Annotated in this window: 16 protein-coding genes; 6 read left to right on the top strand and 10 right to left on the bottom strand. The window is 45.0% G+C overall.

What is annotated here, in order from left to right:
- The 5 genes from Q3W13_RS14095 to Q3W13_RS14075 form a co-directional block, all read left to right on the top strand.
- Positions 1-224 (top strand): hypothetical protein (locus Q3W13_RS14095; RefSeq protein WP_302864803.1); only part of this gene is annotated, 224 nt, incomplete at its 5' end.
- Between the two features lie 11 nt (positions 225-235).
- On the top strand, positions 236-1,429 hold the full coding sequence (locus Q3W13_RS14090) for an anhydro-N-acetylmuramic acid kinase (protein ID WP_317567226.1): 1,194 nt from the start codon (positions 236-238) through the stop codon (positions 1,427-1,429).
- A gap of 87 nt (positions 1,430-1,516) precedes the next feature.
- Positions 1,517-2,017 carry an RNA polymerase sigma factor gene (locus Q3W13_RS14085; protein WP_302864802.1) on the top strand — a complete coding sequence of 167 codons (501 nt, stop codon included), beginning with the start codon at positions 1,517-1,519 and terminating at the stop codon, positions 2,015-2,017.
- A 4-nt stretch (positions 2,018-2,021) separates the two neighbouring features.
- Positions 2,022-2,645: a hypothetical protein gene (locus Q3W13_RS14080; protein WP_302864801.1), complete on the top strand. Its 624-nt coding sequence runs from the start codon at positions 2,022-2,024 to the stop codon at positions 2,643-2,645.
- A gap of 180 nt (positions 2,646-2,825) precedes the next feature.
- A complete protein-coding gene (locus tag Q3W13_RS14075; protein ID WP_302864800.1) occupies positions 2,826-4,343 on the top strand; it encodes a S10 family peptidase in 1,518 nt (505 codons plus the stop codon).
- A gap of 106 nt (positions 4,344-4,449) precedes the next feature.
- Here Q3W13_RS14075 and Q3W13_RS14070 read toward each other — a convergent pair whose 3' ends face one another.
- The 5 genes from Q3W13_RS14070 to Q3W13_RS14050 form a co-directional block, all read right to left on the bottom strand.
- The gene (locus Q3W13_RS14070; protein WP_302864799.1) at positions 4,450-5,544 is read right to left on the bottom strand and encodes a hypothetical protein; all 1,095 of its coding nucleotides are present in this window, start codon (positions 5,542-5,544) and stop codon (positions 4,450-4,452) included.
- A 199-nt stretch (positions 5,545-5,743) separates the two neighbouring features.
- Positions 5,744-6,037 (bottom strand): DUF3175 domain-containing protein, encoded by a 294-nt coding sequence (locus Q3W13_RS14065; RefSeq protein WP_302864798.1) that lies wholly within the window; start codon positions 6,035-6,037, stop codon positions 5,744-5,746.
- A 125-nt stretch (positions 6,038-6,162) separates the two neighbouring features.
- Positions 6,163-7,707, bottom strand: a complete 1,545-nt coding sequence (gene hisS, locus Q3W13_RS14060) for a histidine--tRNA ligase (protein ID WP_302864797.1) — start codon at positions 7,705-7,707, stop codon at positions 6,163-6,165.
- Between the two features lie 371 nt (positions 7,708-8,078).
- Entirely contained in the window at positions 8,079-8,606 is a 528-nt protein-coding gene (locus tag Q3W13_RS14055) for a DUF2911 domain-containing protein (protein ID WP_302864796.1), read from the bottom strand.
- A gap of 29 nt (positions 8,607-8,635) precedes the next feature.
- Positions 8,636-9,304: a family 16 glycoside hydrolase gene (locus Q3W13_RS14050; protein ID WP_302864795.1), complete on the bottom strand. Its 669-nt coding sequence runs from the start codon at positions 9,302-9,304 to the stop codon at positions 8,636-8,638.
- 155 nt (positions 9,305-9,459) lie between these two features.
- Between Q3W13_RS14050 and Q3W13_RS14045 the strand changes: the two genes are divergently transcribed.
- Positions 9,460-10,809 carry a glycoside hydrolase family 140 protein gene (locus tag Q3W13_RS14045; protein WP_302864794.1) on the top strand — a complete coding sequence of 450 codons (1,350 nt, stop codon included), beginning with the start codon at positions 9,460-9,462 and terminating at the stop codon, positions 10,807-10,809.
- 88 nt (positions 10,810-10,897) lie between these two features.
- Here Q3W13_RS14045 and Q3W13_RS14040 read toward each other — a convergent pair whose 3' ends face one another.
- The 5 genes from Q3W13_RS14040 to Q3W13_RS14020 all read right to left on the bottom strand — a co-directional run bounded on the left by Q3W13_RS14040 (position 10,898) and on the right by Q3W13_RS14020 (position 15,906).
- Positions 10,898-11,581 carry an OmpA family protein gene (locus tag Q3W13_RS14040; RefSeq protein WP_302864793.1) on the bottom strand — a complete coding sequence of 228 codons (684 nt, stop codon included), beginning with the start codon at positions 11,579-11,581 and terminating at the stop codon, positions 10,898-10,900.
- A gap of 299 nt (positions 11,582-11,880) precedes the next feature.
- Entirely contained in the window at positions 11,881-12,747 is an 867-nt protein-coding gene (locus Q3W13_RS14035) for a DUF6515 family protein (RefSeq protein WP_302864792.1), read from the bottom strand.
- A gap of 161 nt (positions 12,748-12,908) precedes the next feature.
- Positions 12,909-14,249: a cell wall metabolism sensor histidine kinase WalK gene (locus Q3W13_RS14030; protein WP_302864791.1), complete on the bottom strand. Its 1,341-nt coding sequence runs from the start codon at positions 14,247-14,249 to the stop codon at positions 12,909-12,911.
- A gap of 81 nt (positions 14,250-14,330) precedes the next feature.
- The gene (locus Q3W13_RS14025) at positions 14,331-15,014 is read right to left on the bottom strand and encodes a response regulator transcription factor (protein ID WP_302864789.1); all 684 of its coding nucleotides are present in this window, start codon (positions 15,012-15,014) and stop codon (positions 14,331-14,333) included.
- A 4-nt stretch (positions 15,015-15,018) separates the two neighbouring features.
- The gene (locus tag Q3W13_RS14020) at positions 15,019-15,906 is read right to left on the bottom strand and encodes a hypothetical protein (protein WP_302864788.1); all 888 of its coding nucleotides are present in this window, start codon (positions 15,904-15,906) and stop codon (positions 15,019-15,021) included.
- Between the last annotated feature and the right edge of the window lie 7 nt (positions 15,907-15,913).

The following is a 15,913-nucleotide window of genomic DNA, read 5'->3' as shown; positions in this document are numbered from 1 at the left end:
ATACACCGTTACCGGCAGCTTTTCATAACGGGTCTCTTCTAATAAATTTAATCGCGCCATTTGTAGGTTGGTTGTGTAGTATTGAGTCGAAAACCCAAAGTCTGCTGCTGCTGGTATCAGCGACAGAATCGGGTGTTAATTATTGGTTCAAACAAATATATCAGATAAGTGCAGATAGTCAGGCGTTAAATTTAACTTTTGTACATGCCTTAACAATTAGGTAATTTAAGCCCCCATGTCAGCACTGAATAAAAATTTACAAAAGCTTGTCTCCATCGCCCAAAAAGACGAAAAGTTGGCGATCGGTTTAATGTCGGGCACCTCGCTTGACGGCCTTGATATTGCTTTGTGCAAGTTTAAAGGCAACGGACTCCAAACGCAGTTTTCCCTGGTAAATTTTACAACAATTCCTTACAATGAGGCTTTTAAAAAAGAGGTGCAGCAGGTGTTTGCTAAGAAAGAGGTAAGCCTCGAAAAGGTTTGTCTGCTCAATGCATATATCGGCACATTTCACGCCGACTTAATTTTGCAGGCGCTCGCAGAATGGAAAATAAGCCCGGGCGACGTAGACTTTATCGCCAGCCACGGACAGACTATCTATCACGCGCCCAAACGTCTGCATCAGCTAAAAAACTGGCCTAATGCCACCCTTCAAATCGGCGATGGCGATCATATCGCGGTAAAAACCGGTATCCTGACGATTAGCGATTTTCGCCAAAAACATATTGCCGCAGGCGGAGAAGGCGCGCCGTTAGCCTTGTATGGTGATGTATTGCTTGGCGGCAAAACCGGTGAGAACAGACTCCTTCTGAATATAGGCGGCATTGCCAATCTTACCTGGCTGCCCGGCGATGGTAATTATGCCCATGTTTTGTGTACAGACATTGGCCCCGGCAATACACTTATTGATGCTGCCTGCCGTAAATATTTTAATATACCCTATGATGAGGATTCAAAAATTGCCTTTTCGGGCAAGGTTAATGAATCTTTACTGGCTGCGTTGTTTGCACATCCATTTTTTGACGAACCCGCGCCGAAAACCACCGGTCCTGAATTATTTGGGCTGGAATTTATCAGCAACGCTCAAAAAAAATCCGGCGCATTGAATGTCAGCAATGAAGATCTCATCTGTACATTAAGTGCATTCACAGCAAAATCCATAGCCGGTTTTATCCAAAAAAATATCGATACCCATAACCTTCAGGTATTCGCCAGCGGCGGGGGCGCAAGAAATATCTACATCATCAACTATTTAAAAAGTTTACTGCCTGGTACTGTTATTAAAAAAACTGATGAACTTGGCATTAACCCCGACGCCAAAGAGGCCATACTTTTTGCCCTGCTGGGTAACGAGGCGCTGTGCGGGGAACCGATCACTATCGGGCAAAATCCGGCCGTGTTGATGGGGAAGTTTAGTTTTCCCGTGTAATCACAACCCGTTAAAATATTTATTTTCACTCATCTGTAGTTTTTTACCCCGACTCGCTACTAATTGGGTAAAGCAAACATTTGAGCAATGCAGGAAAATATTGAAGACCAGTTTCTGAAAGACCTCAATCATAATATCGGTATTGTCCACCGTGTTTGCAGGGTATATGTTAAAGACGGCGATGAACGGCAGGATATGTATCAGGAGATCATCTACCAGTTATGGAAATCCTATCCCTCTTTTAAAAACAACTCAAAATTCTCCACCTGGATGTACAGGGTGGCGGTCAATACAGCCATCAACCACGTCAGGAAAAGTACCCGGGCTATCAAGGAAGAGCCATTGCCGGAAAATATTGATAAAATGATATTTGCCGAAGACGAAGGGCCGCCGGGCGAAAAACTGCAAATGTTGTATGCCGTTATCGGGCAGCTTTCACCGGTGGACAAGGCCATTATCCTGTTATATCTGGACGATAACAGCTACGACCAAATAGCTGGTATAACCGGTTTCACAAAAAGTAATGTGAGCGTACGGCTGGTGCGCATAAAAAAACAACTGGAAAAGAAATTAAAAAACGAAAGGTAAGAATATGGACACGCTCGACAACTTAAAACAACTATGGCTGCAGGATAGCCTGGAAACAAATACCAATGAAACTTTAAACAAAGAAACGATGGAAAAGATAATTAAACCACAGATAAAAAAGGAGCAGAACTATATTAAGGAATACCTGCTGGCATTTGCCGTTTGGCAGATATTAGTTTACGCCGCCTTAAGTCATTTTATGGTGCGCTACTGGGCCGACCGGCAGTTTGTATTATGCTGCGCCATTGGTATTTTAAGCTTTATACCATATAGCATAATCTTCCACAGGCATGCTAACTGCGTAAAACTCCGGGCGCTCAAAAATCCGGATGCGCCGCTTGCGGGTTTGCAGACCGATCTGTCCAGTCAAATCAAACAGGTAAGCAGCTATTTCACCTTCAAGAAAAGGTTCGATTATATCGGCATCCCGGTTATCAGCTTTGTAATGATGGCAATAATAATGAAAGTATCGCCGGTGCCGCATACCATAACCGCCGGGGCCATAACTTTCGGCATTACACTGGCGATAATGGCGCGTACCACCTATGTACAGAATAAAAATAATTTTGAACTGCCCCTGGCCAAATTGCGGTTGATTTTAGCTGACCTAACGGATACCGGCTCGTAAACGCCGTGCCAAATTAGTGTTATGATATTTTTACAATATGAAGCGGCTTAGTGTATTTAATCCATTGCAAAAGCACAAAGAAAAGTTTAGTATTGTAACTGCTTTACCGGAATCAAAAAGTTGTTAATCAATATAAAATGATTGCAGCCCAAATCCTGACAGCATATCTAAATCCATAACATGAAAAAATACTTTATCGCGGCAGCAGCGTTTTGCTGTATCACCGGCGGAAGCTTCGCCCAGGAGGCCACACCGCCCAAAAACACCAACCCAATTTCAAAAAGCCGCATTTTGGCTGTCGACTCGGCCGTAGTAACCAAACACCAGGTAACTATTAAGGGCAAAGTTGTTCCTTATACCGCAACCGCAGGCAGCATGCCCATCTGGGATAACGACGGCCGCCCGGTTGCCGGCGTGTTTTACACTTATTATGAGCGCGAAGATGTTACCGACCGCGCGTCGCGCCCCCTGGTAATTTCATTTAACGGCGGCCCGGGCACGCCATCGGTATGGATGGAGATAGGCTACACAGGTCCGCGTTTGCTGAATATTGATAATGAAGGTTACCCGGTACAGCCTTATGGCATGAAAGATAACGAAAACTCAATACTCGACATAGCCGATATCGTTTACCTCGACCCGGTAAATACAGGCTACTCCCGTATTGTCGATAAGGGAACGCCGGGCTCAAAATTCTTCGGCGTAAACGAGGATATTAAATACCTGGCTGAATGGATCAACACCTTTGTTACCCGTAAAAACCGCTGGGCATCGCCAAAATTCCTTATCGGTGAAAGCTACGGCACCACCCGCGCATCGGGCCTGGCGCTCGAACTGCAGGACTCGCAATGGATGTACCTTAATGGTGTAATCCTGGTATCGCCGACTGACTTAGGCATCGAGCGCAGCGGGCCGGTACAGGCAGCGCTTAAAGTTCCTTACTTCGCAGCTACCGCATGGTATCACAAAACACTGGCGCCGGAATATCAGCAAAAAGACCTTACCGCATTTTTGCCCGAGGTGGAGACATTTACCATTAATGAGCTGATCCCGGCCTTATCGCGCGGTGGATTTTTGGATGATGCTCAGCGCAGTGCAATGGCAGCCAAAATGGCTAAATATACCGGCATCTCCGAAAAAGTTATCATGCAGAATAACCTGGATGTATCTTACAACCTGTTCTGGAAAGAATTGCTGCGCGATAAAGGTTATACCATTGGCCGTCTCGATTCCCGCTACAAAGGAATAGACCGCCAGCTGGGTGGCGATGGCCCGGATTATAATGCCGAGCTGGTTGCCTGGCTGCACGCCTTTACACCATCAATGAATATTTATCTGCGTAACGAGCTTAACTACAAAACCGATCTGAAATATAACATGTTCGGCAGCGTATGGCCCTGGGATGATAAGAATAACCACGTTGGCGAAAACCTTCGCCAGGCGATTGCCCAAAACCCATATCTGCACCTGTTGATTCAATCCGGCTACTATGATGGCGCCTGCGACTATTTCAACGCCAAATACAGCATGTGGCAGCTTGACCCAAGCGGCCGCCTGAAAGATCGCCTGAAATGGGAAGGTTACAAAAGCGGGCACATGATGTACCTGCGCAAGGAAGACCTTGCCGTAGCAGCTGAAAGCCTTCGCAATTTTATCAAAGAGTCGATCCCAAAAGCGGGAACACCGGCCAAGTATTAGTCTAAAGTCTTGAGTCGATAGTCTCGAGTCAGTTCAAATAGAAAGTCCTTAGTATGAAGTCGCCAATTTGACTTTACACTAAGGACCTTCGGCTTAAGAATTAAAACTAATTCTTCAACCCGATCTTATGATTGGTATAATCCAGCAAGAACTGGTTATCATTAAAAAAATCAATGCTGAAAATGGTGCGCGGATCGTGCGTAAGCGACGGGTTATAAACCTGTGTTAAATTATAATCACTGGTGGTTGTATACGAATAGGTAAAGCCTGCGCTGGTACTGATGGTAACAGTAGAATTGGCCGGTAACGTAGCCTGGTCGGTCGCTGCATTAGGGTCTTCAATATTGGCAAAAGCCGGGGTACCGGTATCGAATAACAGTGTGCCGTTTATAGTTTTGCCGTTATAGGTGATAGTGGCAGCAATATTTGGCGAATAACCTGCTGTTGTGTGTACCAAATCATGCATAACAAACCCGGATGATGAACTGATATCATCCGGAACCAGCCCAATGGTTAACAGATCTTTCACGTAAGTACCATTGCTGGTATATGAGTTCTTGTCAAACTTAGCCAGTTTAAAGCCCTGCGTCAGGCCATTTTCCATTTTGAAATAGCTTATTGGGCTGGCAATCTGCAAGCCTGAAAAATTAGTATTTGGGCCTACTCCAAAAACGTCATTCTCGTGTGCGCCAAGCTTAGTACCGCTTTTGGTATCAATTGCTTTATAATACAGGAAAAACGGAATGCGGCCGGTTTTGGTCGAGCCGTTCTCGTCGCCGATGGTTACGGTTGCATAGGCCAGGTTGCCATATTCTTTGGTTCCCGCTGTGGCATCGCCATAAGTTAAAACAGCGGTTTGTTTGGTAACGGTTACGTCATTTACCACCAGCGAGTCACCGGTAATGGTAATTCCGGCGTCGGTGATCATAGAAGCGGGGATTATCCCATCGGCATCAATCGTCATAGCCGACGAGCCGGTATCGAATACACTGTAATAAACCTTAGTAACTGTGCCAACCGCCACCCCTATAAATACCCTGCGATAGATGGTGCTATTCACTTCGTAAAGACCCAGCGTTGCAATAGGTTTGGCAGGCGGCGCAGGTATTATGTTCTTATCTTTTTTACAAGAGGCCAGCAGCCCTGCCATCATCAACCCCACAATAATCAGCGGGCGACAGCCCTTGTATATTTTCCCCATGTTTGTGTTGTACACGTTAAGTTCAAGCGTTAACGAATTTTTTTACGTTTTATGTTTGATAAACACTAAAAGTAAAAAATATTCGGGTTATTACCAGTAACCATTTAATAATTACCCCACCCAGAACTTTTACGTAAACATGCTGATTTTAGGTTGCCTGGTTGCTGCAAAAACAATCGCGCAAAATCGCAACGAGTATTTATTCTCGGCCATATAACTTCCGCAGCTCGCCTTTGGCTTTTTCTAATACTTCCTTTTGCGATGCTTCCAGGTTTTTGCCCGCGCGGTTAATATAAAAAGTAAGCATGGACATTGCCGAGCGGTAAGGCGCCGACTTTCTGCGATGACTTTGCTCTGCCGACTTTTTGAGCGATTGCGCTATATGTTTCGGATCTTTGGATTCGAATATATTGCTTTCCAGGTCCAGCGCGTCACTATGCTCAGTAACATTTGCCGACCACTTTTTCTTTGATTTATGATGTGTAGTTGCCATAGGGAATGATGTTTAATATGACAATACAATTATGGTACCAAAGGCGAGCCTGATCCGCTTAAATATCCTGGTATCTATGCATTAAATCAAGCAAATCATAGTCAGGATCAAGTTGTCATAAAGATTTAACCTTTCATCGCCGCCAGTACCTGCTCCACGGTCATCTTCTCCTGGGTGCCGGAGCGCATATCTTTAACCGTCAGCAAGCCGCTTTCAATTTCTTCGCTGCCGATGAAGATCGTGTAGGGGATGTTCTTATTATTGGCGTAATCCAGCTGCTTTTTAAGCTTTGCCCCTGCAGGATACAGTTCTGCGTTTACGTCCTGGCTGCGCAGTTTTTGCAGGATCGGGAAAGCAAATTTTTCGCCCTCTTTATCAAAGCAGCAGATCAATAGCTTAGTGATTTGGCTTGTTGCTTCAGGGAACAGGTTAAGTTCATCCATCACATCGTAAATCCTGTCTGCGCCGAAGGAAATGCCCACGCCGGTTAAGCCTTTAAGGCCGAACATTCCCGTAAGGTCGTCATACCTGCCGCCGCCGCCGATACTGCCCATGGCCACCTCATTGGTTTTCACTTCGAAGATAGCGCCGGTGTAATAGTTCAATCCACGGGCGAGGGTAATGTCCAGTTCCAACTTTGCAGTTTGCAGCGGGCAGTTGGCAATGTAATTGAATACGGTTTCAATCTCGTCGCAGCCTTTGAGGCCGGTTGCTGAGGCTGCAAGGGCATGGCGCAGGCTTGCCAGTTTTTCGGCATTCGAGCCTTCCAGTAAAATAACCGGCTCTATCTTTTCGATATCCTCAGCAGAAAAGCCGCGTTCCATCAGTTCTTTTTTAACCCCGTCTAAACCTATTTTATCCAGTTTATCGATAGCTACGGTAAGGTCGATGATATTGTCGGATTTATCAATCAATTCGGCAATGCCTGATAATATTTTCCTGTTGTTGATCTTAATCGTAAAGTCGCGCAGACCGAGCTTACTTAATGCCTCGTCATAAATCAAAACAAATTCCGCTTCATTTAATAACGAATCTGAGCCAACTACGTCGGCATCGCATTGATAAAATTCACGGTAGCGGCCACGCTGCGGTCTGTCGGCACGCCAAACCGGCTGCACCTGGAAACGTTTGAACGGAAATGCTATTTCGTTTTGGTGCATTACCACGTAACGCGCAAAAGGAACGGTAAGGTCGTAGCGAAGGGCTTTTTCGGAGATTTCCGAAGCTAAAAGGCCGTTATCCTTTTTGGTTAATTCAATTACCTTATCAAATGCATTTACTCTTTCATAGAACGCGCCTTCTTCTTGATTTTTGCTTCTATCAATAAATTTTGTTCGCTTTAACTCTTCTTCACCTTTAAAATCTGAATCATACGTTTCAATATCGAATTTATTTTCCCTTAATTCGTTGTTTAAGCCTTCAAATAAATTTAACAGTGTCCGATTTATCAAAGCGCCGTTATTCAATATCTTAAATATCAGCTTATCGCCTTCATCGCCATATTTCCCGGTAAGCGTTGACAGGTTCTCCATGCTCGGCGTTTCAATCTGCTGATAGCCGTATTTGCGGAAAACGCTTTTAATGGTATCGAAAATATAGTTGCGCCTTACCATTTCGGTGGGCGAGAAATCACGCGTGCCTTTGGGTACTGATGGTTTGATGGATGCCATGCGGCAAAGGTACTTTTTATAGTTGAAATTTGGGAAGGGAGGCTTATATGTTCAAAAACTGTCCTGGTGGCGCAGGGCGTTGCCCTGCGCTGACAGACAGAACCCTTTCAGGGTTCCCGATTTAATCTAAACGTTGAATGCACAGGGCAATCAAAAATACCCGAAGGGCAATGTCATTAAGTTAAGGAAAATAATATCGAATAATGAATTTCGAATATCCAACGCCGAAGCATTTCTCCTTCATTATTCGAAATTGGACATTCGATATTCGATATTTTTTATTCCTTAAAAGCTTAACTTAATGACATTGCCCGAAGGGGTTACATCTGTCAGCGATGAGTATCACCCATCGCTATGTTAAAAGCACAGGCTTACTCCGCCTTGAAGCTTACATCCAAATTTTCCCAATCTATCGATACCCAACCCTTATTGATGCTGTATAGCAATTTCTCGTTAAACTTCGCCGATTTTTTAGGCCTGGCGGTAACACGCATGTAATCCTGTGCCTGGTCGTACTTAAAAGCACCCCATTGGTTGGGTACTTTATTAAAAACGATGGTCCACTCTTTTTCGCCAGGCACGGTAAAGAAACCGTACTTGCCTGCCGGTAATACTTTGCCTTGTACTTTTATGTCTTTGTCGGTCTCGAAAGTAGTGGCCTCATTAGCGCCTGTACGCCACACCTGTCCGTAAGGTACCAGCTTGCCCCAAATCTCGCGGCCCTTTACCGACGGCTGCCCGTAGTTAATGGTGATGTGCGCATTTCCCACTTTTGCCATGGCCGTAGCCGGCGGGCTCGGACGTTTGGTTTTGTCTTCCTGCGCATTGACTTTAAAAAGGTTGGCTGTTGTAATGGCGATTAACAATACCATCGCCGCGGTTTTTACGGTCTTTTTCATGTGATTTCGTGTTTTTGTTTTATGGTTTACTATTCTTCTTTTGTGATCTTTAGATTTCTGAAGTAATTGGTGGCATCATCATCGGCTTTTAAAGCGATAAAACCTTCAGAGATACCATGTTTTAAATCGTTCACGACAAGGCATGGCTGATCGGCGCCGCCAACATACAATTGCGCTCTGTCGTCATGCACTACTACTTTAACCTTTATCCATTTCCGTTCTTCCATATCGGCGTGAGACTCATACACCCCCGGGCTTTCTCTCCTGAATCTTGCAAAATCGTAGCCTGGCATAGAAATGTATTGAGTAGAATGGTTGCGCCTGAGCTGGTCGTGCGCACGGCCATTTGTTAACCGGAGATAAAAGCACTCATACCTTTTTGCGGAATCCAGGCCATGCACCCGGAATGCAACACCTATAAATACCCGTGAAACGGTATCGTTTTTATCTAACCTTTCGCCGGCAAGTTCCGCCTCGACGGTACCGTTTTTAAAATTTGTACCTTTTACAATCGCTATATCATCAACCTTTCCTTTTTTTATGAAGTCGATTCGGACAGCCGGTTTGCCTAAGTAATTTACAGCAACCGCTTTCAAATCGGGTCCGCTTACGTTTCCCGTGCTGAGCTTGATTTCCTGTGCGCTGATTTGACCCCAAAAAATCAGCATGCATATAAACACGATAGTTGTTTTAATCATTTGAATTAGCTTTAACCGCTTGTCCAAAATTCGATGATTTTTATGTTGGGGACGATTTCAAACGCATTCAAGTACGTTCAAACACATTCAACTTTCATATTTGGATGATTGCCGCGGATAGCGTAAGTTTATTCCCCCAACTAAACCCTCTGTACATGCGAAAATATATTGTACTGCTGCTTTTATCGGCTGTCCTGCAAACAGGGTATGCCCAGTTCAGCGTAAGCGCCAACCGGCATTATATTTTAAAGGATGGCAAACCGTTTTTCTGGCTCGGCGATACAGCCTGGGAATTATTCCACCGGCTTAACCGGGAGGAGGCGGATACTTATTTAAAAACCCGCAGCGAACAAGGCTTTACAGTAATACAGGCGGTGATATTAGCCGAGATGGATGGCCTGCACGACCCGAATGCCTACGGTGAAAAGCCGCTTATCAACGATGACCCAACCAAACCCAACGAAAAATATTTTGAGCATGTGGATTATATTATCGATAAAGCCGCCGCCTATAATATCAACATTGCCATTTTGCCAACATGGGCCGATAAAGTATTTAAGGATAAATGGGGTAAAGGCCCTGAGATTTTTAATCCGCAAAAGGCCGCTATTTACGGCGCCTGGCTGGCTAATCGTTATAAAAACAAAACGAACGTAATATGGATAATTGGCGGCGACCGCCAGCCCCGTGGCGAACCTGATATTGCCATTTGGCGCGCCATGGGCAATGCTATCATGAAAGTTACCGGCAACAAAGCGCTGATCACCTACCATTGCCAACCCAACCAACTGGGCTCGGCGAAATGGTTCAGGAATGAGCCCTGGTTTGCTTTTAACATGTTTCAAAACGGGCACTGCCGCGATGAAGCTGTTTATGACAAGATGCTGGCGGCGTACAATGCAAAGCCAACAAAACCCGTAATTGACGGCGAACCAATTTACGAGGACCACCCGGTTTGCTTTAACGTAACCGATCTGGGCACCTCCAGCGCATACGATGTGCGGAAATATGCCTATCTCGACTTGTTTTCCGGTGCATTCGGGCATACCTATGGCTGTCATGATGTCTGGCAGATGAACTCGCCTAAACACGAACCTGTAAACGGCCCACATTTTACCTGGACAGAAGCGCTGAAACTGCCCGGAGCAATACAAATGGGATACGTAAAAAAATTAATGGAATCGCACCCGCTGCTAAACCGCGTACCTGACCAATCCATCATTATAGAAAATAATAAGAGCGCCGCTGAACGTATACAAGCGACCCGGGGCGACGGTTATGCCTTTATATATACCGCCGCTGGTAAACCATTCACAGTTGTGTTACCAAAATTAAAAGCTGCCAAAATCCACGCTTACTGGTACGACCCGCGGAATGGAAAAAGCGCCGACGCAGGCTTACTTACCGGCGTAGAGAATCATCAGTTTACGCCGCCTTCTACCGGCTATGGCAAAGATTGGGTGCTGGTTTTGGATGATGACGCGAAGCATTATGCAAAGCTATAGCCGTCGCAATAGTCTACCGGCTGAAAACAACAAACCCCGCCACGTGGGCAGGGTTCGTATTTATTATGCTGAGTGTAAAATAAACAAATTAGTTACCGGCAGTGCTTTTGGCTTCGGTCTTCATCTTGTCGTTGGCTACAATTACAATTTCCACGCGGCGGTTTTGAGCGCGGCCGTCAACGGTGTTATTGTCTCCAATAGGTTCGGTTTCACCTTTACCCTGAACGGTCATTCTTGAGGCAGCGATATTATCGCCAACAATTATCGATTTAACTGCCTCCGCACGCCTGATAGACAAATCCATGTTATGCGCGTCGGAACCGGTATTATCTGTGTGACCTACGATCAGGATATTTGTTTCAGGGTTATTCTGCAATGATTGAGCAAACTTTGCCAGGTTGTCCTTCGCGGCTGCCTTTACGTCGGCTTTGTCAGTGTCAAACAATATACCCGAGCTGAAGTTTACGATAATACCTTCGCCGGCACGGGTAACAGTAGCGCCAGGAACGGTTTGTTTTATTTCAGCAGCCTGTTTATCCATTTTGTGACCGATCAGAGCACCGGCGGTACCGCCTACAGCACCGCCTATAATAGCTCCCAAAGCTGTATTACCGGCAGCCTTACCAACTAAAGCACCCAATGCCCCGCCACCGGCAACACCTATTGCGGCGCCTTTTTGGGTTTTAGTGAATGAATTACAACTGGTGGCTAACACGCCGGTCATGGCTAAAGCTATACTGAACGTAGCTGCTTTCAATTTAAAAGTTTTCATAAGTATCTTGAATGTATATCCGGCTGTTAGCAAACTCAGTGCCAAAGGGTATCAAATCTGTTACACCCGGTGACATCAATAACCAATCGCCAGGCGTCAAGACAAAAACAGCATCTTAAAACTGTAAAATCAAATAAATTGCAAAGACGGCCTGATTGATCAGCAATTATTTTTCATCCTGCATTTTTGTCCTGGCTCTAACCTCCAGGTTCTGATTGTGCCTGATATTTGCTACACCTTTACCAGCAAAAAAGCCCCTGCTAACAGGGGCTCATCTTAAAACTTATCTGTATCAGCTATTAAATACCTTTAAGATCACTCGGGATACTGGTGATGCGGTAAGCGGTGTTACCGTCCGGACCGGTTACTTTTTCGTAGTAAATATCGTTAGGCGAAACATAATATTTTTTACCGTTCAGGGTAACTTTGCGGCAATCATCAGGCAGTTGGTTTACCACGTCGCCAACCTGTGGCGCAACCACAGCTGCATTCGGGTCTGTAACGGAATCATTAGTGTTCAGCACACCGTCTTTGCCTGCCACTACGTAAATCTTTTTACCCTGGTCGTCGGTTGTTTCTTTGTAATAAACGCCATCCATCTCGTAGTACTGTACACCGTCAATCTTAATTGGCTGCGCATCTTCCGGCAGGTCAGGAACACCCGCGCCAACCGGAGGTTCGGTTACCTGGTAACCGCCGTTATCATATGGCGAGTAGAATACCCCACCGTAATAATAGTACAGAGACGAACCCCAATAAAAAGGATAATACCCGTAGGGCAGCACATCAATATAAAAACCTAAATGCGGGTAGCCGTAATAGCCAAAGCCATTGCGGTAAAATGCTCCGGCATGGTACCCTGTCGAGCCGCCAAAGTAGTTACCGGTACGCCCCCTGTAGCCAACGGCTGCCTGGTTTGCGCGTACAGTAGCGCCGCTACGGGCCGAAAAAGTATTTCCACGGGTTTCAAAGCCCTGGTTGGTTGCAGGTCGTGCAATACCTAAATTACTGCCGCGCATGCCGCCGCCAAAACTACCGCCGCCGCCCACACGCATTCCGCCCCCGCCATGTGTAGCGCCGCGCTGTGCATCTGCAGGGGTAATCATCAGTACGGCAAACATGCCGGTTAAAAACAAACCGGACACATAGTTAAATAACCTTCTCATTTTTTTATTTATAATGTATTAAACAGTAAAAATCTTTTTAAAGTATTTGGCGGTTTTAAAATAAATCGCTTTTACTATTAGACAAATAAAACCGGCCAGGGTTTAAACATCAACTCAAAAATACCGATAAGAAAATCAAATTCCTAATCAGGCAAAAACGCTTACATTTCCCTGATTTGAACCATATCTGCCGGTAAAATCAACTTAAATGTACTGCCCACTGATTTTTCGGAGGTCACTACGATTTTAATATGATGGAACCCGGCAATTGACTTTACAATCGGCAGGCCAAGTCCGAAACTATCCTGCTGCAATGATTGCCTTATCTTTTTAAACCTGTTAAAAATATATGGGATATCTTCAGCTGCGATTCCTATCCCTGTATCAGTAACGCTTACCGTAAACGTGTTGTTTTCGTGTGAGGCCGTTACTTTTATCTTTCCTCCAGGCTTATTATACTTAATGGCATTATTGATCAGGTTAAAAAACAAGTTAAACAACAGGAATTTATTTACATTAACCAGGTACCAGTTTGCTGGTACGTTAGCTTCATAATTAATATTTTTATCCTGGAATCTTATCGATATTTCATCATAAACCTCTCCTAATATTTCTGAGAGCGCGGCGGTATCTTCCTTTAAAAACTGTTCGTTTTCAATCTGCGATATCAGCAGCAGGGTTTTCGTGATGCTTTTCAAGCGGTTCAGTATGCGCTGCATCTCCAGCAGGCGGGCCTTCAGCTCGTCAACGATATCATCACGGCCAAACATATTTTCAATTTTTGACTGAAGGATAGATATCGGCGTCATCAGCTCATGCGAGGCGTTGGAGATAAACTCACGTTCTTTTTGAAAAGTACTCTCAATGGTTTCGATCATACGGTGAATGCTGATATCCAGGTGCTGAAAATCGGAAGTGCCCGTCTTCACCTCCTCATATGAGCCGAGATTCGGAAATTTTTGATCAATCAGTTTGGTTTTGATGATCAGGCCCAAAGGCTTCAGCACATAGTTTGAATATAATTGATCGGCCAGGATAGCTAATAAGATCATCGCCACCAATATCCTGAATGCAATATTCTGAAGCGGCTTGGTAGTCTCGTTAATGGTATCAACGCTGATGGCGATCTCCAGCAGATACTTTTTTTTATCAGCTTCAAAATTGTGGCTTAATATCCGGTATTCTATGGTGTCGCCCTGCAAAATACGCCGCTCGTTTTTTATAGTGTCGATAAAGCCAGGCAGCGAATCAACGTCGAGGCTAACATAGTCCTCTTTTAGCGGCGTATAATAGCTGGCTTCGCTTTCACCGGTTTGAATGTAGCTTTGGATACCCTGCGTTTGTATTATTCCGAGCAGCTTTTCCTTTTGCTTACGCAGCTTACTGTCTGTGTAAACCCGGTTAACCTTTTTCAAAAGACCAGGCAACAACAGTACAAAGATGGTTACAATAACCAGCTTCGATATGGTGTTGAACAGCGTTAGTTTTGTTTTAAGCTTCATGTTTTGAAAAAGAGTCAAGAGACAAAATCAAGATAAAAGAAGCAATGTTTTCTGTCCCGGCTCTTGATTCCTGGTCTGCCCCTATCCGGCCATCCTGATCTTATACCCCAAACCGCGTACCGTTTCCAGCCAGTCGGGGGGAGCAAAGGCATTCAATTTCTTTCGTATGTTTTTAATGTGTGCGTCGATGTAGTTCGAGTCATAGTCGTCATTAACTATACTACCCCATATATGCTCACTCAGTTGCGACCTGGTGAGCGTACGGTTTTTGTGTAAAATCAGGTAAGCTATCAGGTCGAACTCCTTTTTGGTTATTGTATTGACCTCCGCGTTCTGATAGGTTATTACGCGCTCGGTAAGATTTATCGCGAAGCCACCCAATTCAACCAGGTTTTGATTAAGGCCGAAGCGCCTGCGGGTAATAGCCTGCATACGGCTTTGCAGCTCGAGTAGCGAAAAAGGTTTGGGCAGATAGTCATCTGCACCCAGATCGAGGCCCTTAATCCGGTCAAAAACTTCGGCTCGGGCAGTCAGTATGATGCATATCGCCTCGGGATTATTTTTCTTGGCTTCCTTAAGCAGGTCGAGCCCGTCATAATCGGGCAGACCGAGATCTATCAAAATAAAATCATACAGATTAACCGCAATTTTTTCAGACCCGCTGGTTCCGTCATAGCAAACTTCGCAGATGTAGTTATAATTGGTTAAAAAAATCTCCAGTTCTTCCGCCAGGGCCTTTTCGTCTTCAATTATCAATACATTCATGCGTCTAGAAAAATAAGTAGTAAAACGTTAAATTAAAAAACACCTCGTGCCTGTTTTTCAGCTCACCTTCAACATTTACCGGTATAGAGTATTTCCAAGCCGCCTCTATGGTGTAATGGGGCCTGTTATATGCTATGGGCAGTTTAACACTATAATTCAGCGCATTAAACCGGCCATTGTTGTAGGGGCGCAGCGGCGACCCCTCTGGCGGCAGCGCCCCTATCTCGGCCAGTTCGAAACGATTAGGATGGTCGCGCGAGTATTTCCCCACGAAATTCTGCGTACCGAATATGGCGCTTATGCCGGGGTTAAATGAAAGGTAGTCATCATCGGTAAATATCGTCCATTTAGGTTCGATATATTTGGAGGTGCTGAACGTCAGGAAAAAATCACTGGACTTGCCGAAAAGATAATCGGCGGTAACACTCGTCTTGGCGATTTTATAATCGAAGCTGTTTTTGAAATTGATATCATTTGACGAGGCGGACTTTATCACATCAGCTGCGGTTTTAGTAAAAAGGAAACGCGTATAGCTGATGGTACCCGAAACCATTTTGCCGTATTTGTAAAAATAGCCTCCCCCCAGGTCTACCTCATCTACCAGCGGGTCATAACCCAACACCTTTACCGCCGAACCATAAATAAAGAATCCAGTTTTTGTATTGTAAATCACATCGGTGCTCATAAACGGATACTTTACCGGCCCCGTACGCCCGAAGAACTGAACATCGCTACCATAGTTTATGCCCACAGATACCGACCGTTTTCTGAAGACCGTATCTGTATCGGGGTGGGCCTGCCGTACTCCGCCAATAAGCGGCAAGGGCGTAGCCACAGCGGCATTTGCAGCTATCCCGGTTGTAAAAAGTAGCAATACTAAATAGTATCTCATGTGTATG

It is taken from the genome of Mucilaginibacter sp. L3T2-6 (genome assembly GCF_030519355.1).
Classification (GTDB): domain Bacteria; phylum Bacteroidota; class Bacteroidia; order Sphingobacteriales; family Sphingobacteriaceae; genus Mucilaginibacter.
Note: the sequence above shows the minus strand (reverse complement) of the source record. Positions and strands in the feature narration are given on the sequence as shown.